The following is a 22,408-nucleotide window of genomic DNA, read 5'->3' as shown; positions in this document are numbered from 1 at the left end:
GTGCCGGCAACTTCACGGGGCAGCGCCTTCGACAAATCCAAGAGCGTCGACAACTTCCAGGATCTGATTGCGAATCCAGCGATGAGGTGGCTCGTCGTCGTGGCGCGCGTGCCAATACATCCTGATTTCAGGGACAGCAATGGGAAGTGGCGGTTCAAACACGGCGAGTGGCAGGGTCTTCGCCGCCCAAACCGCGAACTGCCTGGGAACCGCGGAAAGGTACTTTCCGTTTGCCACGGCCAATGCGACAGCCTGAAAGTGCGGCAGTGCCAGGCTTACACGACGCTTTCGTCCGATCTTGCCGAGCGCCTCGTCGGTGGAGCCCGACATCGAGCCGTCGATAGAGCGAAGAACGTGCGGTAGTTCGCAGAAAAGCTCGAGCGGCAGCAGCTCGCCGTCTGCGATCCCCGCCTGTCTGATCGCAGCGTTGTCCCGCGCCGCAATGATTGCGAATGGCGAATGGAACAGCGGTACGCTGGAGACCCAGTCCAAGACCTCCAGCGGACGTTCCAGTGCCGTATCGATTTCGTCATCCTGGAGCAGCCGCGAAACATCGCCGCGCGCGCTATCGAGAAACCTCAACGATACACGCGGCGCGATAGCCGCGACGCGCGCCGCCAGCGTCGGCATCAGCAGCATGGAAAAGAAATCCGCGCCCATGAGCGTGAAGGTTCGCTCGAGCTCCGCCGGAACGAACGACTGCGCCGAATGGAAGGCTCGCTCGAGCTCGCGCAGTGCCAGGCGCACCGGCTCCGCCAGGCTCTCCGCGCGCGGCGTGGGCACCATGTCGTTGCCGCGCCGCACGAACAGCTGGTCGTTAAGAGCGTGGCGCAAGCGATTGAGCGCCGCGCTGACGGCCGGCTGGCTGAGGCCAATCTGCTCACCGGCACGCGTCACGCTTCTTTCCCGCAGCAGCGCGTCGAGCACCCTGACGAGATTGAGATCGAGGCCATTCAAATTCATCGCATCAATTCGCCCCATACGATCATTGGATTTCCATCGCCGGCATGTCCCTGATTAGGTCGTTGTCGGCGCCGCCCCGTCGGCAAAAGCGACTAAAGGAACAGAGACCCATGACAATGACCTCCGGGACAATCACAGGCAAGGAACTCTTCTGGTTCAACAACACGCTCGTCGCGATCCAAATTTCATCGCATGCAGGAGCGGATGGCATTTGCGTCGTCGAACATCGTATGCCCCATGGTGACTCAGCGCCGTTGCATGTGCATCGGAACGAGGACGAGGTGTTTCACGTCCTCGAAGGGCGGCTGCGCTTTCAGATCGATGGCCATGAGCGGATTGTCGTCGCAGGCGAGACCGTCATCGCGCCGAAAGGCCTGCCGCATACCTACCGGGTCGAGTCGCCCGAAGGCGCGCGCAGCCTCACCATCACGCGCGGCTCCGATTTCGAGACAATGCTGCGTCAGGCGAGCCGTCCCGCAGAACGGCCGGAACTGCCGCCGCAGACGGAACCAACGCCGGAAATCATCGCCGCACTGGTGCAGCTCTGCGCCAACAATGGCATCGACATCGTTGGCCCACCCTTAGCTTGACAAGGAGCAAGGCGGCCTTGAGGTAACGATCGGACGTACGGGTAACGAGGTGCGTTCCTTCAACCGATTTGCATCCACGGCATCCGCAATCTCCGCTTGAAGCGATTTGTGCAACGCGATACGCCCTTGCCCAAATCGACAGACCGGAGATTTGCCGTGAGCACGCCAAAGACCAGAACCGAAACCGATACGTTCGGCCCCATCGAGGTCGCAGCCGACCGCTATTGGGGCGCGCAGGCACAGCGTTCGTTGGGCAATTTCAAGATCGGCTGGGAAAAGCAGCCGGTTTCGGTCGTGCGCGCGCTGGGCATCGTCAAGCGGGCGGCGGCGGAAGCCAATATGGAGCTGAAGCGGCTCGATCCGGCAATCGGCAAGACGATTGTAGAGGCAGCGCAAGAGGTCATCGACGGCAAGCTCAACGACCATTTCCCGCTTGTCGTCTGGCAGACCGGCTCGGGCACGCAATCCAACATGAACGCCAATGAGGTGATCTCCAACCGGGCGATCGAGATGCTGGGCGGCGTCATGGGCTCGAAGAAGCCGGTGCATCCCAACGACCACGTCAATATGAGCCAGTCGTCGAACGACACTTACCCGACAGCGATGCATATCGCCTGCGCCGAGCGCATCGTGCACGACCTGCTGCCGGCGCTGAAGCACCTGCACAAGGCGCTCGCCGCCAAGAGCAGGGAGTTCAATCACATCATCAAGATCGGCCGCACGCACACGCAGGATGCCACCCCGCTGACGCTGGGCCAGGAATTCTCGGGCTATGCGGCGCAGGTCGCCTCGTCGATCAAGCGCATCGAACTGACGCTGCCCGGCCTGCAGGAACTGGCGCAAGGCGGCACCGCCGTCGGCACCGGCCTCAACGCGCCAGTTGGCTTTGCTGAAAGGGTGGCTGATCGCATTGCCGCCATCACCGGCATCGCCTTCGTCACCGCGCCGAACAAGTTCGAGGCGCTCGCCGCTCACGATTCCATGGTGTTCTCGCACGGCGCCATCAACGCGGCGGCCGCCGCGCTGTTCAAGGTCGCCAATGACATCCGCTTCCTCGGTTCGGGCCCGCGTTCGGGCCTTGGCGAGTTGTCGCTGCCCGAAAACGAACCCGGCTCGTCGATCATGCCGGGCAAGGTCAATCCAACGCAGTGCGAAGCGATGACACAGGTCTGCGTGCAGGTGTTCGGCAACAACGCTGCAGTGACCTTCGCCGGCAGCCAGGGTCATTTCGAGCTCAATGTCTACAACCCGCTGATGGCCTACAATTTCCTGCAGTCAGTGCAGCTACTCGCCGACGCTTCGGTCTCCTTCACCGACAATTGCGTCGTCGGCATCGAGGCCCGGGAAGACAACATCAAAGCGGCGCTCGACCGCTCGCTGATGCTGGTGACGGCGCTTGCGCCGACCATCGGCTACGACAACGCCGCCAAGATCGCCAAGACGGCGCACAAGAACGGCACGACGCTGCGCGAGGAGGCGCTGGCCACAGGACTGGTCAGCGAGGCCGACTATGACCGGCTGGTGCGGCCGGAGGACATGACGCATCCGGGGTAAGGTGTTTTTCGGCGGGATAATTTACTCCCGTGACCGCATCACCCGACACGAATTTCGCGCTGCTTGGCCGATCACGGAAATGTACGGCCTGTGAACGATGTGTCGCCGGATAGGCGGCTTTGGTGAACAGTCGGCATCGTCTATCTCTTGGGTCATTCAACCCATTCGGAGAGTCCCCATGTCCATCAACACTTCCACCGCCGGCGCCGGCACCTCGTCCAACAGCTCTGTCACCATCCTGCTCGGCCGCATCCTGCTCGCGGTCATTTTCCTGCTTTCCGGTTTCGGCAAGCTCAGCGCCATTTCCGGCACCGCTGCCTATTTTGGCGGCCTCGGCCTACCCCTTCCGACCGTAACGGCCGTGGTCGTCGGCCTGATCGAACTGCTCGGCGGCCTCGCCATCCTCGTCGGTTTCCAGACCAGGATCGCAGCCTGGGTGCTCGCGGTCTTCACCATCGCCACCGGGCTTGTCGCCCACACCGGCTGGGCCGACCAGATGCAGATGATCCAGTTTCTCAAGAACCTCGCCATCACCGGCGGCTTCCTGCTGCTGGCTTCCTCCGGCGCCGGCGCCTACTCGATCGACGCCAAGCGCGGCTGAACCTCCCTCCCAAGCTTCCCTCCCGGGCTTTGACATAAGCGGCGCGGAATTTTCCGCGCCGCTTTTTCGTTGTCTGAAGTAGCCGGCTCGCCGGTTTCGGCCGCAGCCGCGCAGGCGTAGACTGCGCGGTGGCCGGCTCGGACCCAATCAGGCGCCGGCAAGGGAGGTGGCCATGGCTCGCAATGCATTGCTTCTGGTTTCGCGGCTGCTGTTTGCCGTGATGTTCGTACCATCCGGCTTCCAGGCGCTCGCCAACATCGCCGGTACATCAGACTATTTCGCCGGCCTCGGCCTGCCGCTGCCGACGCTCGCCGCCTGGGGCACGGGCCTGTTCGAGCTGATCGCCGGCCTGCTGATCCTCATTGGCTTCCAGACCCGGATCGTGGCGCTGCTCTTGGCTGCCTTCTGCGTCGTTGCCGGCTTCATCGGCCATTACGGCCAGGGCGCCGGCGATGCGATGCTCGCCTTCCTGCACCAGCAAATGCTGATGAAGGACATTGCGATATCAGGCGGTTTCCTGGCGCTGGCGATGGCTGGTGCGGGCGCCTGGTCGGCCGATGGACGCGGTTTCGGTATCGGTGCCGACGTGACCTGAGCCTCAGTCCGCCAGAACGCCCTACTTCACCGAAACGCTCGGCCCACCCTCCACAGCCAGCACCAGGCGGCGGTTGGTGATCCGCGCCAGTTGCGCCAGGCGGCCGGCCGGGCGCTCGCCGTAGAGATCGGAGAGCGACGCCGGCAGTACCAGCGCCAGCACGCCATTGGCGCGCTGCTCCCATTTCAGCCTGGGCATGATGCCGGGCATCGAGGCCGTCAGCAGGTAGACGACGCGCATCATCGCCGCCAGCACCCGAGCCCGCTCGAGGTAGCGTGGCGTTGCCAGCGCCTTGATTTCCGGCGCGATGGATTCGTTGAAGATGCCGTCGTGACGATAGGCATTGGCCAACGCCAGGAAGGCGCGGCCGGGATGGTCGACGCCGTAGAAAGAGGCATGGGCAATGATGTTGAGCGACTGCCTGCCGCGGTATTCGGGATGCGCGCGCCAGCCGATATCGGCCAGCAATGCGGCGGCGTGGCGGTAGCGCGCCTCGTCCTCGGTCTCGTCGATGCCGAAGGCGGCGAAGGATTTGGCCGTCCAGTCGACCAGCTCATGCGCATGGGTGACGGAGCGCGAGCGCAACCGGGCGAGCTCCTCGGACGCCGAGATCAACGGATCGGCCTTCTGCTCGGCCTCGTCGAGCAGCGAATAGAGAAAACCTTCGCGCACACCGAGAGCCGAGACGATGACCTTCGACGGCTGCATCGCCGCCATGATCTCCTGCAGCACGATGGCGCCATAGGGCAGCAGCGAGCGGCGGTTCTTCGAAACGCCTTCGATACCCTTGACCTTCTCGATCTCGGCTTTGGCCACCTGCTTGAGAAAGTTTGCCGCGCTGTCGGCCGACATCTCGTAATGGTGCATGACGCCGAGCGGGTAGTTGTTCATCTCCATGTGCAGCCGGGCGAGGTTTCGCCAGGTGCCGCCGACGGCGTAGAAGGGCCGGCCCTGCCCGCCTTTCAACAGCTTGGCCCGCGCCAGCTCGTCGCGGGCGATCTTCTGCGCCTGGGCGAGAGAGTTTTTCGCCATGTCCTGCAGGCGCAGGCCACCCAGCGGCAGAGTTATGCCGTCGCCGATCGCCTCGCCATTGACGTCGACCAGTTCGAGGCTGCCGCCACCCAGGTCGCCGGCAATGCCATTGGCCGGATGGAAGCCGGAAATGACACCAAGAGCCGAATAGTAAGCCTCCTGACGCCCGCTGATGACGCGGATTTCGGTTTTCAGCACCTCTTCGGCGCGGTGGATGAAATCGGGACCGTTGATCGCCTCACGCGCGGCGGCGGTGGCCAAGACATACATATGCTCGGAGCCGGCCTGGTCGGACAGCGCGCGAAAGCGGCGGAACTCTTCCATCGAGCGCGTCACCGCCTCGGGGTCGAGTTTGCCGGTCGAAACGATGCCGCGGCCAAGACCGGCCAGCATCTTTTCGTTGAACAGCATGGTCGGCGAGCGCGCCAGCCCTTCATAGACGACAAGACGGATCGAATTCGACCCAATGTCGATGATGGACAGCGGTCGGCGGTCCTGCAGCCGGCCCTGGGAATCAGACAGCATCAGGTGGACGCTGCGGCGTTCTTCTTGCGGCGCTTGAACTGCGCAATGCGTTTGGGCGCATGCGACTTCAGCGCGTCACCCCGTCCCGACAGGCTCGGATTGGTCATGAAATATTCCTGCGCGTTGAACGGTTCCTCGCCCTCCTCCAGCACCACGCGCCGGGAGGTTCCATCTGCCAATACGTCGAAACTTTGCTGATTGTCCATGATGTTGCCCAGCATGATCTGGCCCAAGATTTGTTCATGCACAGTTGGATTGGTGATCGGCACCATGGTCTCGACGCGGCGGTCAAGATTGCGCGGCATCAGGTCGGCCGAGGAGATGTAGACGATCGCTTCATCCGAGGGCAGGCCGTGGCCGTTGCCGAAGCAATAGATGCGGCTGTGTTCGAGGAACCGGCCGACGATCGACTTGACCCTGATGTTTTCCGACAGGCCCGGCACCTGCGGCCGCAGGCAGCAGATACCGCGCACGACGAGGTCGATTTCCACCCCAACGCGGCTGGCATCGTAAAGCGCGTCGATGATGATCGGGTCGACAAGCGCGTTCATCTTCATCCAGATGCGCGCCGGCTTTCCTTCCAGCGCATGGGCGACTTCGTCGGAAATGTGCTTGAGGATGCGGCTTCTCAGCGTGAACGGCGAGATCGCGATCCGCATTTCATCGGTCGGCTCGGCATAGCCGGTGATGAAGTTGAACAGCTGGGCGACGTCGCGGGCGATCGTCGGATCGGTGGTGAAGAAGGACAGGTCGGTGTAGATGCGCGCGGTGACCGGGTGGTAGTTGCCGGTGCCGAGATGCACGTAGTTGCGCAGCTTGCCGTCCTCGCGTCGCACCACCAGCGACATTTTGGCGTGGGTCTTGAGTTCAAGGAAGCCGAACACGACCTGCACGCCGGCACGTTCCAGATCGCGCGCCCAGCGGATGTTGGCTTCCTCGTCGAACCGCGCCTTGAGCTCGACAAGTGCGGTCACCGACTTGCCTGCCTCGGCCGCGTCGACTAGCGCGCGCACGATCGGGCTGTCGTTGGAGGTGCGGTAAAGCGTCTGCTTGATCGCCACCACTTCGGGATCGGCCATCGCCTGGCGCAGGAACTGCACCACGACGTCGAAGGATTCGTAGGGGTGGTGGACGACGATGTCCTTCTCGCGAATGGCGGCAAAACAGTCGCCGCCATGCTCGCGGATGCGTTCGGGAAAGCGCGGATTGTAAGGCGTGAACTTCAGGTCATCGCGGGGGATGGAGACAATCTCGGAGATCTGGCTGAGCGCCAGCGGTCCGGTGAGCACGCTGATGCGGCTCGACGATACGCCAAGCTCGCCGGCCACGAATTCGCGCAGTTCGCTAGGCATAAGTTTGTCGAATTCGATGCGGATCACCGAACCGCGGCGGCGGCGCTTCAGCGCCGTCTCGAACAGGCGCACGAGATCTTCCGACTCTTCCTCGACCTCGATATCGCTGTCTCGAATGATGCGGAACGTGCCGGAGCCCTTGACCTCGTAGCCCGGAAACAGCTTGCCGATATAGAGACCGACCGCCTCTTCCAGCGGAATGAAGCGGACATGGTGCTTGCGATCGGGCAAACGGATGAAGCGCTTCAGCGCCACCGGCAGGCGCAAGAGCGCACTCATCTCCTCGCCATTCTTCCGGTGGCGCAGCTGCAGCGCCATCGAGAAGCCGAGATTGGGAATGAACGGGAACGGATGCGCCGGGTCGATCGACAGCGGGGTAAGCACCGGAAACACCTGGTCCTGGAAATGGTCCTCCAGCCAGACCTTTTCGTCCTTGGTCAGAGCGTCGCGGGTGATGCTCTCGATGCCTTCCTTGTTGAGCAGCACGGTGAGTGCCGAAAGGCTCTTCTGCTGGTCTTCCTGCAGCCGTTCAACCTCGCGCAGCAATTGTTCGAGCTGCTGCTCGGGCGTACGGCCATCGGGGCTTTTCAGCGTGATTCCTTCGCGCACCTGGCCGGCGAGGCCGGCGACACGCACCATGAAGAACTCGTCGAGATTGGCTGCCGAGATCGACAGGAAGCGGACACGCTCCAGCAGCGGATGATGGGTGTTCAGCGATTCCTCGAGCACGCGGCGATTGAACTGCAGCCAGGAAAACTCGCGGTTGACGAAGCGATCGGGGTTGCCGCCTTCCGAACTGGCCACCTCGACATTGACGAATTCGCTCTGCACCGGCTTCAGTTCGTTCATGGTCCCTGCCCGTAACCGTTCCTTTTGCAGCGCCGCCAGATGGCGATGGACGCTCTAAGATGTTTTTGTGACGCACGATCGGTCGCGGAATCGCTTTGCGTCCGCGCTCACGCGCTTAACCGGCTTAACTTATCCTCTGACAGGCTTTTGCGACAGTTTGATTTCATCGATCTTGCAAAGAGAGCTGTTATGATCCAGATGCATGCGAGACTGCGTTAAGGAGACGACGATGGCAGGCGGTTCCATTCCCCATTTCCAGAACGATGCGGGCCATCCGGCGATCGACATCGGGGTCAAGGAATTCATGTGCACGGGAGCCAACCCGCCTTTCGACCATCCGCATGTGTTTCTCGACATGGGCGACGACAATGAGAAAGTCTGCCCCTATTGCTCGACGCTCTACCGCTATTCGCCGGAGCTGAAGGCGTCGGAAACGCTGCCGGCCGGCTGCCTCTACATCGACCAGGCCGCCTGATTCTTTCGCGACAGAGCTGATGGACGACACGCGCTCCCGGCAAGTCGTCGTCGCCGGAGCGGGCGTCGCCGGGCTGACCGCAGCCATCGCCTTTGCCGAACGCGGCTATTGCGTACAGGTGTTCGAGCAAGCACAGCGCCTGGAAGCCGTGGGGGCCGGCCTCCAGCTCTCCCCCAACGCAACACGCATCCTTCGCCAGCTTGGGGTGCTCGACCGGCTGCTGCCGGCGGCGGTGCGGCCGGAGGCCGTGGTGATAAAAGATGCAAGGACGTTGCGCGAACTGGCGCGGGTGCCGTTGGGACAAGCCGGGGAAATCCGCTGGGGCGCTCCCTATCTCGTCGCGCACCGGGCCGACCTGCAAGAGGCGCTGATTGCGCGTGCTTCTGAGATGCCTGATATCCATCTCAGCCTCGGGGCGCGCGTCGAAAAGATTGCGACTGGCAGCCATGGTGTCACGGCGACTGTCGAGATCGGCGGCAAGACGGCAGAGGAACAAGGCTCGTTGCTGGTCGGTGCCGATGGCGTCTGGTCCTCGGTGCGCGCGCTTGTCGATTCAAACAGGATGGCATCGCCAAGAAGCCGCTTTTCGGGAGAGTTGGCCTGGCGCGCCACCATTGCGGCCGACAGCCCCGCCGGGCACGCCTTTGCCGCGATCGGCGTGGTCGATTGCGTCACGACTTTTCTGCATCCGGGTTTCCACATGGTTGCCTATCCCGTCAGCAAGGGCGACGCCTTCAATCTCGTCGCCTTCACCAAAGGCGAGCGCATTGCCGAGGGCTGGTCCGGCCGTGCCGATCCGAGCATCCTCGCCGCCGCCATGCGCGGCACCGCGTCGGGCCTTACAAAGCTGGTGGCAGAGGCCGGTCCGTGGCTGACGTGGCCGCTCCATACCGTTGAGCAGAAGCAGCCTTGGACAACGCCAGCCGGCATCGCACTGATCGGCGATGCCGCGCATGCGATGACGCCCTTCGCGGCACAGGGGGCAGCGATGGCGATCGAGGATGCAGCGACGCTTGCCAATATCGTAGCCGACTTCCCTGCCGATCCAGTGGAAAGTCTTCGGATCTGGGAGAACCTGCGACGGCCGCGTGTGGCGAGAGTGGCTCGCCGCGGCGCCATCAACCGCCTTGCCTGGCATGCCGCCGGCCCCGTCGCTATGGCCCGCAATCTGTTCATCACCATGCGCTCCTCAGATAAACTCGCCGCCGACCTCGACTGGCTCTATAGCTGGGAGCAGCAGAAAATCATCCGACGCTGATCCGCATTGTCGAGTTAGTTATAGAGCCGCATCGACAGCCCCAGCGAAACCGGCAGCGGGTTCCACCAGCCGGTGCGCAGGCCGGCGGTACGCAGCGCGGCGGCGGTCCAGGTGTTGCAGCCGACCAGTGCGTTGAAATGGCCGTTGGCTTCGAAGAAGCGGTCGAACCTGGAATAGGCCGCGTTCTCGATGACGACCGGACCGCCCGGACCCTGCTGAAAACTGGCCTGGATGAAATCGAGCAGCGCCGCAAAGCGCTCCTCGCCGATGTCGAAGCCGGCGACATCGGGATGCGGCTCGACGATATCGCCGGCGACATCGACATGCATGACCGACGCATCGAGGGTCAGCGCTTTCATCACTGGAACGGCTTTGAGCTCAGACCAGGTCGGCGTTTCTAGATAAAAGGCGCGGCCGCCCCAGCCGAAGACGATGTAGCGTACTTCAGGAATGTCGGCCGGGATGCCGGCTTCGACCAGAAAATGAAAGCGCTGGCGCACGGCATCGTCGACCGGAATGGCGATGTCGGTATGAATAGGGTTTCTCAGCACCAGGATATGACGCGTCGCAGACTTGGCGGCGGCTGTTTGCCAGAGCGGCCGCGGCACCAAAGTACCGAGCGTCACGGCGAGCACGACCGCGATCAACAGCAGACCAAGAAAACGGCCGAGCTTTTTCATGAATGGCGGCCCTGCAAACGCATCCGGCGCGACACGAACCGCCCGCCCTCCTGCCTACCCATACGCAAAAGAGCCCGGCACTGTTTCGGCCGGGCTCTCTTCAGTTCACTGAAAGGCCTAGTGCAGGATCTGGCTGAGAAACAGTTTCGTGCGCTCGTGGCGTGGGTGGTCGAAGAATTCGGCCGGCGTGTTCTGCTCGACGATCTGGCCCTGATCCATGAAGATCACCCGGTTGGCGACCTTGCGGGCAAAGCCCATTTCGTGGGTGACACACAGCATGGTCATGCCCTCTTCGGCCAGGCCGACCATGGTCTCCAGCACTTCCTTGATCATCTCCGGGTCGAGCGCCGAGGTCGGCTCGTCGAACAGCATGATGCGCGGGTTCATGCACAGCGAGCGCGCGATCGCCACGCGCTGCTGCTGGCCGCCGGACAGTTGTCCGGGATATTTGTTGGCCTGCTCGGGGATTTTCACCCGCTTGAGAAAATGCATGGCGATTTCCTCAGCCTGCTTCTTCGGCGTCTTGCGCACCCAGATCGGCGCCAGCGTGCAGTTCTCCAGGATGGTCAGATGCGGGAACAGGTTGAAGTGCTGGAACACCATGCCGACCTCGCGGCGCACCTCATCAATCTTCTTCAGATCGTTGGTCAGTTCCTTGCCGTCGACGATGATCTTGCCCTTCTGGTGCTCCTCCAGCCGGTTGATGCAGCGGATCATGGTCGATTTGCCGGAGCCTGACGGCCCGCAGATGACGATGCGTTCGCCGCGCATCACTTTCAGATTGATGTCCTTCAGCACGTGGAACTCGCCATACCATTTGTGCATGGCGATGATGTCGATGGCGACATCGGTGGTCGAGATGTGCATCTTGGCGGCGTTGACCTTGATCTCTTCCGCACTGACGGCGTTTTCGGTGGCCATGACAGGGTCCCCTTGTTTCTTTTATCTTTGGTTATGATGCATGTCGTTATCCCAAAACCGCAACACACTTTTGGGCGACATGCATCAGCGTTTGTGGCCGGTGTCGAGCCGGCGTTCGGTGTACATTGAATAGCGCGACATGCCGAAGCAGAACAGCCAGAAGATGAAGGCGGCAAAGATCAGGCCGGACTTGGCCGTCTGCGCCGTCGCCCAATTGGCGTCAGAGAAGTTCTGCTTGACGATGCCAAGCAGGTCGAACATCGAGATGATGGTGACCAGGCTGGTGTCCTTGAACATGCCGATGAAGGTGTTGACAATACCCGGGATGACCAGCTTCAGCGCCTGCGGCATGACGATGAAATACATCTTCTGCCAATAGCCGAGACCGAGCGAATCGGCGCCTTCATACTGCCCTTTGGGTATAGCCTGCAGGCCGCCGCGCACCACTTCGGCCATATAGGCGGCGGCAAACAGCGATACGCCGATCAGCGCGCGCAGGTACTTGTCGAAGGTGACGCCCGGCGGCAGGAACAGCGGCAGCATGACGCTGGCCATGAACAGAACGGTGATCAGCGGAATGCCGCGCACGGCTTCGATGAAGATGACGCACAGCATCTTGACGATCGGCATTTTGGAGCGCCGGCCAAGCGCCAGTACGATGCCAAGCGGCAACGACACGACGATGGCCACGAAAGATAGCGACAGCGTTACCAGCAAGCCGCCCCAGCGCGCGGTTTCGACATGCTCCAGACCGAACATGCCGCCCACCAGCAGGAAGAACGCCACAACAGGTAAACCGACGATCAGCAGCAGGGCGTTGAGGCCCTTGCGCGGCACGCTCGGCATCAGCATCGGCACCATAAGCAGGACGAGCAATATGCCGACCAGAATCGGCCTCCAGCGCTCCTCGATCGGATAGGTTCCGAACATGAACTGGCCGAACTTGGCGTTCACAAAGGCCCAGCAGGCGCCAGACCAGCCGTCCGGCTGAATTCCGCCTTGCGTTACCGTGGCGCATACGGTCCGGTTCGGTCCTGTCCAGACAGCGTTGATGAAGGCCCAGTTGATGATCTGCGGCAGGATCATCACCACAAGCGCGATACCGACTGTGGTCATGATGGCATCGCCCGTGGAGGCGATCAGGTTCTTGCGCACCCAGGCACCAGGGCCCGTGACGCCGGCAGGCGCCGGTTGCGCCAGCATCATTTCGGTGCGCACCCAGGACATATCATGTTCTTGCATGTCCTTACCTCTCCACCAGCGCCATTTTGGCGTTGAACCAGTTCATCAGCAGCGAGGTCAGAATGCTGATGGCCAGATAGATCGCCATCATGATGACCACGCATTCCACAGCCTGGCCGGTCTGGTTGAGCACCGTGCCGGTCGTCGCCGTCAGGTCGGGATAGCCGATGGCGATGGCGAGCGAGGAATTCTTGGTCAGGTTGAGATACTGGCTAGCCAGTGGCGGAATGACGATGCGCATGGCCTGCGGCACGACCACCAACCGTAACGCCTGGCCGGAACGCAGGCCAAGCGCCGCCGAGGCCTCGCTCTGGCCCTTGGCGACGCCGCGAATGCCGGCGCGCACGATCTCGGAAATGAAGGCGGCGGTATAAAACGACAGCGCCAGATAGAGCGACAGAAACTCCGGCTTGACGACGAAACCGCCGCTCAGGTTGAAAGTCGACTGTTTGGGAAAATCGAAAGTCAGCGGAAAGCCGCTCAGCGCATAGGCGAGCAGCGGCAGCCCGACAATCAGCGCAAGTGATGTCCAGAACACCGGGAATTGCTGGCCGGTCGCCATCTGGCGCTGATGCGCCATGCGGGCGACGAACCACGCCATGGCGATGCCGACAAGCAGACCCACCAGAATCAGCCAGGAGCCGTCACCCCAGATAGCGCGCGGGAAATAGAAGCCGCGCTGGTTGAGGAAGGAGCCGAAAGGCAGATGATAGCTGTCACGCGGCGCCGGCAGCACGGCCAGCACGCCGGAGTACCAGAAGAAGATGACCAGCAGCGGCGGGATGTTGCGGAACACCTCGACATAGACGGTACAGATCTTCTGGATCAGCCAGTTTTTCGACAGCCGGCCGATGCCGACGATGAAACCGATGATGGTGGCGGTGATGATGCCGACAAAGGCGACGATCAACGTGTTGATCAAGCCGACAATGATGGCCCGGCCATAGGTGGAGTCCGACGTGTAGGCGATGGGCGTGTCCGATATGTCGAAGCCGGCGCGTCCCCTCAGAAAGCCGAAACCGGAGGCAATGTGGAGGTTTGTGAGGTTCACGATGGTGTTGTGGACAATCCACCAGACACCCGACACCAGCAAAGCAACGACCAGGCATTGGTAGAAAATGCTACGGACTTTGGGGTCGTTTATAAGAGAAGCGCGACTTGGCGCCTCGCGAAGAACTTCCTGCGATGCCATTCGACCATCCCCTGGAAAGAGAAACCGGGAGGCAGACGATCTGCCTCCCGGATCACATTTCGGTCAGCGGATCGGCGGAGCGTATTGCAGGCCGCCCTTGGTCCACAGCGCATTGATGCCGCGGGCTATCTTGAGCGGGCTACCCGAGCCGACATTGCGGTCGAACAGTTCTCCGTAATTGCCGACAGCCTTGACGATGTTGACGACCCAGTCGTTGGAGACACCGAGATCGGTACCGATCTTAGTGTCGGCTTCCTGGCCGAGCACACGCTTGATCTCCGGGCTGGGGGAGTTCTTCATTTCATCGACGTTGGCCTTGGTGATGCCGAGTTCTTCCGCCTGCAACAGCGCGAAATAGGTCCACTTGACAATGTGGTACCACTGGTCATCGCCCTGGCGCACGGCCGGGCCGAGCGGCTCCTTGGAGATGATCTCGGGCAGCACGACGTGATCGGCCGGTGACGCCAGCGTCAGGCGGATGCCGTATAGGCCCGACTGGTCGGTGGTGTAGACGTCGCAGCGGCCGGCGTCATAAGCGGCGTTGACCTCTTCGAGCTTTTCGAAGACGACCGGATTGTACTCCATCTTGTTCGCCTTGAAGTAGTCGGCGAGATTGAGCTCGGTGGTGGTGCCGCTCTGCACGCAGACCGCGGCGCCGGAAAGCTGCAACGCGGAATTGACGCCCGGCAGCTTCTTGGCGTTGATCATGAAGCCCTGACCGTCATAGTAGGTGACGCCGACAAAGTTCAGGCCAAGTGCGGTGTCGCGATTGATGGTCCAGGTGGTGTTGCGCGACAGGATGTCGACCTCGCCGGACTGCAGCGCGGTGAAGCGTTCCTTGGCGCTGAGCGGCGTGAACTTGACCTTGGTGCCGTCACCGAAGACAGCGGCGGCCACGGCGCGACAGAAATCCGCATCGATGCCTTGCCACTCACCCTTGTCGTCCGGCGCCGAGAAGCCGGCCAAACCGGTCGAGACACCACACTGGATAAAGCCCTTCGCCTTGACGGTATCGAGCGTCGTAGCCGAGGCGGCCGACGCCATCAGTCCAAGCGTAGCGGCGCCAAGAATGCCGATAGCGATATGTTTCATGACCCACAGACCCTTTTCTCTGTTTTTCAGGCAAACCCTGATCTTTTTTCCCGTGTGAACGCAGCTCCCATTCCAGCCCATTCCCGGAATCCCACGTCGTAACCGACGCGCCACCTCCCATTCACGAACAGCATCGAAGGCGATAATTCTCGTGAGGTCAAGGGAAATGACCGAATCCGAACGTGTTTGAAAATCGATTGCCTGAAATGCCCGAATTGCAGACAAACGCGCCCGCGATTTAGTCACGGCGCGAATAAAGTCGGCAAAGCTCATTCAACGCAAATGCGGACCAGCGGCGAAATCCATCCCTGGCACCAGCCTGGCGTGACTGATCTGGATGCGGGATGAATTGGCACGTCCGAAGACTGTTATCAGACACGCGCCGTCAAAGCGCGCGAGAGATGAGCCACGCCCCCGCCGCCACCATCAACATGCCGGAAATGCGCGGGATCCACTGCCCGACCATGACTGTCTTTTCCAGGAGAACGAGGATGGCGATGCCGGCGATCCACAGGACGTTCATGACGCCGCCGACGAACAGCAGAGCCATCAGCGCCCAGCAGCAGCCAAGACAATAGAGGCCGTGATCAATGCCCAGCCGAAGCGCACCGAGTGGCGCCGAGCGAAACCCGCCGTGACTGGCCAGGAACGCGATTGGCCCCTGACATTGGCGCAAGCAGGCACCCTTGATCGGCGTCCATTGATAGAGGCCGGTGGCGATCAGGACGAGGCCGCCGAGGATCGTGCTGCCGGTCGCCATTGAGGGATCGAGCAAGGCGAGGCGCGCGAGCAGCCATTGCGCAACGGTTGCCATGATGCTGAAGACGATCCAGACGGTAAGATAGCCTGTAAAGAACCATCCGGTCGAAGCGATAGGCCGGCCATCCGCCTGTGCCTTGCGGCCAACGCCGGCATAGAGCAGCAGCATAGGCGCGACCGAAGGCGTCATCATGCCGACCATCATCACCGCCCACATCGTGAAAATGAAAGCGAAATCGGCAGGTGCCCAGGCCCGGAAACCGGGCGCCACGGCCGAGCCCATATCCATGTCGCCCATGTTCATGCCGCCCATGTCCGTCTTCGACATGTCCATTCCGGCCATGCCGCCGCTCGCTCCGGCCGGCATGGGGGAAGCGGGCATGGCCATGTCGGTGGCGAGCCACAGCACATAGGCCCAGGCGAGCACGGCAATCACGACGAGCGCGGTCATCACGACCGCGCGGTCGCGCCGCAGCACTGCCTCGAGGGCTGTGTCACTCATTGGATCAGGTCAATGGACGACGCCGCTCTGCGTGAGGTGCAGATTGGCGAAATGGCTATGCGTATCGGCCACCTCGAACTTGATTGGGCCCGTCGTCTTGGTCCAGCCACGGCCGATTTCGGCAATCGCGTATTCGAAGCCGTGCGGCAGGTCGATGCGTGCCCGATGCTCAGCGCCGGTGACCGGATTCTTGATCGGTTCGCCATGACCTTCGGTCACGCCCTTGACGTGCAGCCGTCCGGTTCGAGCGCCGACGTCGACCTCGAACTCGATCGGGGCAAAGATCGGGTCATGGAATTTCTCCAGCGTGGTCGAAAACACCTGGAATATTGTCGCGCCTGGTTCGGTGTCCTGGCCACCCAGTATGCGCAGCAGCGCCTCACGCTGGGGTGCGCTCGCCCGCTCGTCGATAACCACCGCTGCTTCGCCCTTGCCCTCGTGTATCGCGCCGGGCCAGCGGAAAATCCCGACAAACCGCAATCCATCGAGCTTGGTGCTGCCATGGTGGCCGCTCTCGATCTCCATGCCGGCAACCGCCTGGCAGAAGCCGTATGTCGGCAAGGCGTTGAACTGGCATGGGCAGCCATAGGCGCAATTGCAGTTGATGAATTCGCGCGCCTTCATTGTCCATTTGACGTCGGGCATGGCATTCCTCCCCTTGCCGCGCTCATACTCCGCAAGCGCGATATCCGGATCGAAGGGACCAAGAGGCCAGCCGGCAAAAACCATCCGGCAGCATCTGATCGAAGCAGTCCGGCGATTAATATTAGAAGTTTATTATATACCATTCAGGACCGCCCACAATAGGCCGGCCGGCGCGCTTCGGTCAGGGCGCAACCTCGGTTACGGTGTTTTTCAGGCGCAGAATTGGCATATCCGAAGTCCGCGCCCTGGCGGACGGTGTGCTGTTGCACGGTCCATGACGCCGCACTATGGCTAGCCGCTTGTCAAACAGGGCGACGAAGAATGGCGAAAGACGGCAACGACCAGCTCAGCGGCAAGATGGGCATCAACACGCGGCTTGCCCATTCGGGCAACAATCCGCACGACTATTTCGGCTTCGTTAACCCGCCTGTCGTGCATGCCTCGACCGTGCTCTTTCGCAATGCCGCCACAATGGCGGACCGCAACCAGAAATACACCTACGGCACGCGCGGCACGCCGACGACGGACGCCCTTGCCCACGCCATTGACGCGCTGGAGGGCTCGGCGGGCACGATCGTGGTGCCCTCCGGGCTCGCGGCGGTGACCATTCCGCTGCTCGCCTTCGTATCGGCGGGCGATCACTTGCTGATCGTCGATACCGTCTATCACCCGACTCGAAACTTCGCCGACACGATGCTGAAGCGGTTGGGAGTCGAGGTCGAGTACTACGCTCCCGATGTCGGCGCCGGCATCGCAGCGCTGATCAAGCCCAACACCAAAGTGGTGTTCACGGAATCGCCAGCCTCCAACACGTTCGAGCTACAGGACATCCCGGCGATCGCCAAGGCGGCGCATGCGGCCGGCGCCATCGTCATGATGGACAACACCTGGGCGACGCCGCTCTACTTCCGGCCGCTCGACCATGGTGTCGACATCTCCATCCATGCGGCGACCAAGTATCCGGCTGGGCATTCCGACGTGCTGCTTGGCACCGTCTCGGCCAATGAGAGCCACTGGAAGCAGCTCTATGAGAGTTTTTGCACGCTTGGCTGCTGTGCGGGACCCGATGATGTCTACCAGGTGCTGCGCGGCCTGCGCACCATGGGCGTGCGCCTGGAGCATCATCAGCGCAGCGCACTCGCCATCGCGTCATGGCTCGAAGGCCAGAAGGGCGTGGCGCGCGTGCTTCACCCTGCCCTTCCCAGCCATCCGGACTACGATTTGTGGAAGCGCGACTTTTGCGGTTCGAGCGGCATCTTTTCCATCGTGCTTGCCGGTGGCGGCCAGAAGGAGCAGCACGCTTTCCTCGACGCGCTCAGGATATTCGGGCTCGGCTATTCCTGGGGCGGGTATGAGAGCCTTGCCGTGCCGGTCTGGCTCGGCGACCGCGTCGTCGCCAAAGCCCCTTACGAGGGTCCGTTGATCCGCCTGCAGATCGGCCTCGAGGATGTCGACGACCTGAAAGCCGACATTTTGGGTGGTCTGGCCGCCGCCGCTGGCTGACGCGCTAACTACCGGACAGAATCAGCAAAGGGACGCAAGGCCCTGACGCTGATGACAAAGCGCGAGCCGCTCGCAGCATCCCAGCGAGGGGCGTCGCGCAATATTATTCTGCCGGGCCGCGACTTTGCGGATTTGTTTGACTTTCAAATCCGTGGGTTCGGCTGCATTGCGTGCTGCACGGTATTCACCAATCCATTTGTCACGAAGCTTGCCATGGCCTTTCGCCTTTTTGTCCCCATCCTTGCTGGCGCGACGCTGCGCGAGCGGCTGCTTGCCTGCATCGGCGCTACGATCGGCATCGCGCTGACCGGCGTGATCAGCGGGCTGGCGATGGGTGGGGGTCCGCATGTGGCGCTGCTGGTGGCGCCGATGGGCGCTTCAGCCGTGCTCCTGTTCGCCGTGCCGGCGAGCCCGTTGGCGCAGCCCTGGTCGATCATCGGCGGCAATTCCATATCGGCGCTGGTGGGCGTGACCGTGGCGCATTTCGTCCATGATCCGGTATTTGCCTCGGGGCTTGCCGTGGCGCTCGCCATCGCGGCGATGTCGTTCACGCGCTGCCTGCATCCGCCGGGCGGAGCGGCAGCACTGACCGCGGTGCTCGGCGGGCCGGCCGTTGTCAGCGCCGGCTTCCTGTTTCCGTTCGTGCCGGTGGCCCTGAATTCGATCATCCTGGTCACGCTCGGCTTGCTCTTCCACAGGCTGGCGCGGCGCAACTACCCGCATGTCGCCGCAGCCGCCGCCAACAGCCACGGCACCGCCGATCCGCCGGCGCGGCAGCGCGTCGGCTTCCGGCCCGAGGATGTCGATGCGGCGCTGACCACGCTCGACGAGACCTTCGACATCGACCGCAACGACCTCGAACGGCTGTTGAGGCAAGTCGAGCTGCAGGCCATGGTGCGCTCGCACCGGACACTGCTGTGCGAGGACATCATGTCGCGCGACGTGATTTCAGTGCCCGAGCAAGCCACGGCCAACGAGGCGCGCCAGCAACTGCTCGATCACAATATCCGCACCTTGCCGGTGGTCGATGCGGATGCAAGGCTGGTCGGCGCCGTCGGCCTGCGCGAGCTGACGAAAGCCATCGATACAGTGAAGAGCGTGATGTCCAAGGCCGGCACCGCCTCGCCCGAGACACCGGCGATGAGCCTGCTTCCCGTGCTGACCGATGGCCGCAGCCATGCCGTGGTCATCGTCGACGGTGAGCGACGCATTCTCGGCCTGATCACCCAGACCGACCTTCTGGCGGCGGCAGCACGCGTGCAAACGACAGACAAGGGACTGGCGGCGGCTTAAGATAGCGAAGCCCGATTGCTGAAATCCGGGAACCTTTTGTCGGCAGGTGCATCCAACGGGCAGTCAAGCGTCTATTCGGGCGTCTATTCGGGCGTCTGTTCGGGGAGATCCTGTCGCGATGAGCAAGCTCGCAATGCCCGCCACAACACCCGAGGCGGCTGAAGGCCACTCCGGCGACCTTCTGCTGGCGCACCGCGCGCTGGCACGCGAGGCGGACGCCTTCCGTGTCATCATCAAGACGCACAACCAGCGGCTCTACCGCATCGCGCGCGGCATATTGCGCAACGACGCCGAAGCCGAGGACGTCGTCCAGGAGGCCTATGTCCGCGCCTTCGCCAGTCTGGCGACATTTCGCGGCGACTCCTCGCTCGCCACCTGGCTGTCGCGCATCGTCATCAACGAAGCGCTCGGCCGCCTGCGCAAGAGGCGTCGCACCGCGGCGATGCCCGAAAATCCGGAAGCGCGGATCATCCGCTTTCCCCTCAACCCAAGCGACGACCCGGAGCGGACGATGGCGCAGCGGCAGATTCTCGCACTTGTCGAACGGGCGACCGACAGCTTGCCCGACATCTACCGCATGGTCTTCGTGGCCCGCGTCATCGAGGGCCTGAGCATGGAGGAAACCGCCGATCTACTCGGCGTCCGGCCGGAGACCGTCAAGACCAGGCTGCACCGGGCGCGTGTCCTGCTGCGCAAGGCACTGGACGACGAGGTCGGTCCGGTGCTGCTAGATGCCTTCCCCTTCGCGGGCCGGCGCTGCGATCGGCTGACCAAGGCCGTGATGGGGCGACTGGGCTTCGAATGATCCTTGCCGATTTTTCGGAAACGTTTCGCTCCGCTGCGCATCCAATCAGCGTCAACTGAAAATATGAGCTCGGCGCCTCCTCGCGGCCGGGCGAAGGAGGATGCCATGTTTACCCGATATACCGCGGCCCTTGCCGCCCTGCTTTTCGTCGGCGCTGCCCCGTTCGCGCAAGCGGCCGACAAGCCGACCGACCCGCAGATCGCCCACATTGCCTACACAGCCGGCGTGATCGATGTCGAGGCAGCCAAGCAAGCGCTGAAGAAATCGAAGAACAAGGAGGTGCTTGCCTTTGCCAAGGACATGGTGCGCGACCATGAGGCGGTGAATGTGCAGGCGCTCGACCTGGTGAAGAAACTCAAGGTGACGCCGGAAGATAATGCCACCAGCCAGGCGCTGACCAAAGCCGCGGCGGAGGAGCGGGCCAAACTCGCCAAACTCAAGGGCGCAGCCTTCGACAAGGCCTATGTCGACAACGAGGTGGCCTATCACAAGCAGGTCGACGGCGCGCTCGAAACCCTGCTCATCCCGTCGGCCAGCAACGCCGAATTGAAGAGCCTGCTGGAAACCGGCCTGAAGATCTTCCAGGGGCATGAGCAGCACGCCGAACATGTCGCCGGCATGCTGAAATGAAAGCGAGCGCCTTGAATCGCCTGTCATGGCTGGCCACGCTGGCGCTGGCCCTTACGGCGGTGCCGGCGGAGGCCGCAACCATAGAGGTCACCATCGACAAGCTGGTCTTTTCGCCGGCGACCGTCGAGGCGAAGGTCGGCGACACGATCGAGTGGGTGAACAAGGACGTGATCGCCCACACCGCCACCGTTAAGGGCGGCTGGGAGGTGATGATCCCGCCGAAGAAGGCGGCAAGCCTGACATTGAAGGCGGCGGGAGCGGTCGACTATTTCTGCCGTTTCCACCCCAATATGAAAGGTCATGTGACCGTGGTGCCATGATGTCCTGCGAGGGCTGGCGGCGAAAGCCGCCAGCCCTCGCAGGACTCGATCCCGGTTCTTGCAAGGAGCCGTGGCTCTAGTCGTGATGCGCCTTGACGCGGTGGCGGTGCGCGGCTTGCTTTGCCCGGTTGCCGCACTGCGCCATGCTGCACCAGCGGCGCCGATGACCGCGCGTGTGGTCGGCGAACAGCAGCGTGCAGGCCGGACCCTCGCAGGCTTTCAGATGTGAGAAATCCTCGCTGCAGACGAACCGCGCCAGCGCTTCGCCGATCGGCAGCAGAAGCGCCTCGGGCGTGCGCCACTTACGAGCCGTCTGAAGCTCAAATGGAATCGCGTTGCCGCCCGGCATCTCTTTGCCGGCAGGGACGGGGGCGATCCGGGTAAAAATCTCGTCGCGTTCGAGCAGGCGATTGAGCGGCTCCAACTGCGCAAGATTCTCAGCGGCCAATGGACGCCCCTTGTGTTCGCGCACGAACCCGCGAAACCACTCCCTGAGGCGCCGCGCCTGATCGGCGACCTTGTCGAGTTCACCCGGCAGGGCTTGCTTGCGCATGTTCTCAAGCGCTTCGGGCGGCGCCAGCCGCGCCTGTTCGACCCAATCCAGCAATCCTTCACCGTCCTTGATCCAATCGACGGGGATATCGAGCGGCGTTGCGATCGAATTGAGGAAATCCAGGCCGAGCGCGTCACCGACAAAGATCGCTGCGGTCATTCGTAAACTCCGATCGCGCATCGGCTCCGCCGAGCGCCCTAAACACAAATCAGTGATAACCCTCTCGACATCGGTTGACAAGTTACCTTCATGTCTCATAACCCTCTTGTAGCGCTTTGACAGGTTACTAGATCAACTCCACCTAGGAAGGAAACACCGCGATGTCCTCGAACGATGTCAGTGTACTGCTCGTCCATGGCGCCTGGGCCGACCGGTCGAGCTAGGCCAGGGTCATCGTCGTCGAAGCGGCGCGTGCCGGCGAGGCCCAAGGCTAAGCCCGCCGGTGAGCCTCCCGCCCTTTCTCAATAACCTTCCCAA

At 62.4% G+C, this 22,408-nt stretch carries 22 protein-coding genes; 11 read left to right on the top strand and 11 right to left on the bottom strand.

Translation table 11 applies throughout. From position 1 onward, the window contains the following. Window positions 1-12 precede the first annotated feature (12 nt). The gene (locus tag AC1D05_RS00615) at window positions 13-981 is read right to left on the bottom strand and encodes a LysR family transcriptional regulator (RefSeq protein ID WP_477437269.1); all 969 of its coding nucleotides are present in this window, start codon (window positions 979-981) and stop codon (window positions 13-15) included. Between the two features lie 92 nt (window positions 982-1,073). On the opposite strand from AC1D05_RS00615, the gene AC1D05_RS00610 reads away from it, so the two are divergent. From AC1D05_RS00610 to AC1D05_RS00595, 4 genes are all read left to right on the top strand, one after another. Beyond that, a complete protein-coding gene (locus tag AC1D05_RS00610) occupies window positions 1,074-1,553 on the top strand; it encodes a cupin domain-containing protein (RefSeq protein ID WP_477437267.1) in 480 nt (159 codons plus the stop codon). A 156-nt stretch (window positions 1,554-1,709) separates the two neighbouring features. Further along, entirely contained in the window at window positions 1,710-3,107 is a 1,398-nt protein-coding gene (fumC, locus tag AC1D05_RS00605; RefSeq protein WP_477437265.1) for a class II fumarate hydratase, read from the top strand. 178 nt (window positions 3,108-3,285) lie between these two features. Further along, window positions 3,286-3,708, top strand: a complete 423-nt coding sequence (locus AC1D05_RS00600; RefSeq protein ID WP_477437263.1) for a DoxX family protein — start codon at window positions 3,286-3,288, stop codon at window positions 3,706-3,708. A gap of 172 nt (window positions 3,709-3,880) precedes the next feature. After that, window positions 3,881-4,303, top strand: a complete 423-nt coding sequence (locus tag AC1D05_RS00595; RefSeq protein ID WP_477437261.1) for a DoxX family protein — start codon at window positions 3,881-3,883, stop codon at window positions 4,301-4,303. A 21-nt stretch (window positions 4,304-4,324) separates the two neighbouring features. On the opposite strand, the gene ppx is transcribed toward AC1D05_RS00595, so the two are convergent. Beyond that, window positions 4,325-5,860, bottom strand: a complete 1,536-nt coding sequence (gene ppx, locus AC1D05_RS00590; protein WP_477437259.1) for an exopolyphosphatase — start codon at window positions 5,858-5,860, stop codon at window positions 4,325-4,327. Then, on the bottom strand, window positions 5,860-8,061 hold the full coding sequence (locus AC1D05_RS00585; protein ID WP_477437257.1) for an RNA degradosome polyphosphate kinase: 2,202 nt from the start codon (window positions 8,059-8,061) through the stop codon (window positions 5,860-5,862). Before AC1D05_RS00585 ends, ppx begins: the two co-directional genes overlap by 1 nt. Window positions 8,062-8,290: 229 nt before the next feature. Here AC1D05_RS00585 and AC1D05_RS00580 point away from each other — a divergent pair, with 229 nt between their 5' ends. Beyond that, complete coding sequence (locus tag AC1D05_RS00580) at window positions 8,291-8,536, top strand: zinc-finger domain-containing protein (protein WP_477437255.1); 246 nt, start codon at window positions 8,291-8,293, stop codon at window positions 8,534-8,536. 19 nt (window positions 8,537-8,555) lie between these two features. Beyond that, on the top strand, window positions 8,556-9,794 hold the full coding sequence (locus tag AC1D05_RS00575) for an FAD-dependent monooxygenase (protein WP_477437253.1): 1,239 nt from the start codon (window positions 8,556-8,558) through the stop codon (window positions 9,792-9,794). Between the two features lie 14 nt (window positions 9,795-9,808). Here the strand turns inward: AC1D05_RS00575 and AC1D05_RS00570 are convergent, their stop codons facing one another. The 7 genes from AC1D05_RS00570 to AC1D05_RS00540 form a co-directional block, all read right to left on the bottom strand. Beyond that, entirely contained in the window at window positions 9,809-10,474 is a 666-nt protein-coding gene (locus tag AC1D05_RS00570) for a TIGR02117 family protein (RefSeq protein WP_477437251.1), read from the bottom strand. A gap of 117 nt (window positions 10,475-10,591) precedes the next feature. Further along, a complete protein-coding gene (locus AC1D05_RS00565; RefSeq protein WP_031240865.1) occupies window positions 10,592-11,341 on the bottom strand; it encodes an amino acid ABC transporter ATP-binding protein in 750 nt (249 codons plus the stop codon). A gap of 138 nt (window positions 11,342-11,479) precedes the next feature. Next, entirely contained in the window at window positions 11,480-12,637 is a 1,158-nt protein-coding gene (locus tag AC1D05_RS00560; RefSeq protein WP_477437249.1) for an amino acid ABC transporter permease, read from the bottom strand. Between the two features lie 4 nt (window positions 12,638-12,641). After that, window positions 12,642-13,829, bottom strand: coding sequence for an amino acid ABC transporter permease (locus AC1D05_RS00555; protein ID WP_477437248.1), 1,188 nt, complete (start codon window positions 13,827-13,829; stop codon window positions 12,642-12,644). A gap of 63 nt (window positions 13,830-13,892) precedes the next feature. After that, a complete protein-coding gene (locus tag AC1D05_RS00550) occupies window positions 13,893-14,921 on the bottom strand; it encodes an amino acid ABC transporter substrate-binding protein (RefSeq protein ID WP_475451430.1) in 1,029 nt (342 codons plus the stop codon). Window positions 14,922-15,306: 385 nt separating this feature from the next. Beyond that, on the bottom strand, window positions 15,307-16,182 hold the full coding sequence (locus tag AC1D05_RS00545; RefSeq protein WP_477437246.1) for a DUF2182 domain-containing protein: 876 nt from the start codon (window positions 16,180-16,182) through the stop codon (window positions 15,307-15,309). 9 nt (window positions 16,183-16,191) lie between these two features. Next, window positions 16,192-16,827: a DUF1326 domain-containing protein gene (locus AC1D05_RS00540; RefSeq protein WP_477437244.1), complete on the bottom strand. Its 636-nt coding sequence runs from the start codon at window positions 16,825-16,827 to the stop codon at window positions 16,192-16,194. Window positions 16,828-17,148: 321 nt separating this feature from the next. Here AC1D05_RS00540 and AC1D05_RS00535 point away from each other — a divergent pair, with 321 nt between their 5' ends. The 5 genes from AC1D05_RS00535 to AC1D05_RS00515 all read left to right on the top strand — a co-directional run bounded on the left by AC1D05_RS00535 (window position 17,149) and on the right by AC1D05_RS00515 (window position 21,378). Continuing rightward, a complete protein-coding gene (locus AC1D05_RS00535) occupies window positions 17,149-18,330 on the top strand; it encodes a cystathionine beta-lyase (RefSeq protein WP_477437242.1) in 1,182 nt (393 codons plus the stop codon). A gap of 213 nt (window positions 18,331-18,543) precedes the next feature. Next, a complete protein-coding gene (locus tag AC1D05_RS00530; protein ID WP_477437240.1) occupies window positions 18,544-19,623 on the top strand; it encodes an HPP family protein in 1,080 nt (359 codons plus the stop codon). Between the two features lie 133 nt (window positions 19,624-19,756). After that, window positions 19,757-20,428, top strand: coding sequence for an RNA polymerase sigma factor (locus AC1D05_RS00525; protein ID WP_477438110.1), 672 nt, complete (start codon window positions 19,757-19,759; stop codon window positions 20,426-20,428). A 105-nt stretch (window positions 20,429-20,533) separates the two neighbouring features. Then, window positions 20,534-21,058 carry a DUF4142 domain-containing protein gene (locus AC1D05_RS00520; RefSeq protein WP_477437238.1) on the top strand — a complete coding sequence of 175 codons (525 nt, stop codon included), beginning with the start codon at window positions 20,534-20,536 and terminating at the stop codon, window positions 21,056-21,058. Further along, entirely contained in the window at window positions 21,055-21,378 is a 324-nt protein-coding gene (locus AC1D05_RS00515) for a cupredoxin domain-containing protein (protein WP_477437236.1), read from the top strand. The genes AC1D05_RS00520 and AC1D05_RS00515 overlap by 4 nt, the downstream gene beginning before the upstream one ends. A 76-nt stretch (window positions 21,379-21,454) precedes the next feature. Here the strand turns inward: AC1D05_RS00515 and AC1D05_RS00510 are convergent, their stop codons facing one another. After that, window positions 21,455-22,090 (bottom strand): CGNR zinc finger domain-containing protein, encoded by a 636-nt coding sequence (locus tag AC1D05_RS00510; RefSeq protein WP_477437234.1) that lies wholly within the window; start codon window positions 22,088-22,090, stop codon window positions 21,455-21,457. Window positions 22,091-22,408 lie beyond the last annotated feature (318 nt).

The organism is Mesorhizobium sp. P2_E9, from assembly GCF_056403815.1.
This window is presented reverse-complemented; position numbering and strand designations above follow the sequence as displayed.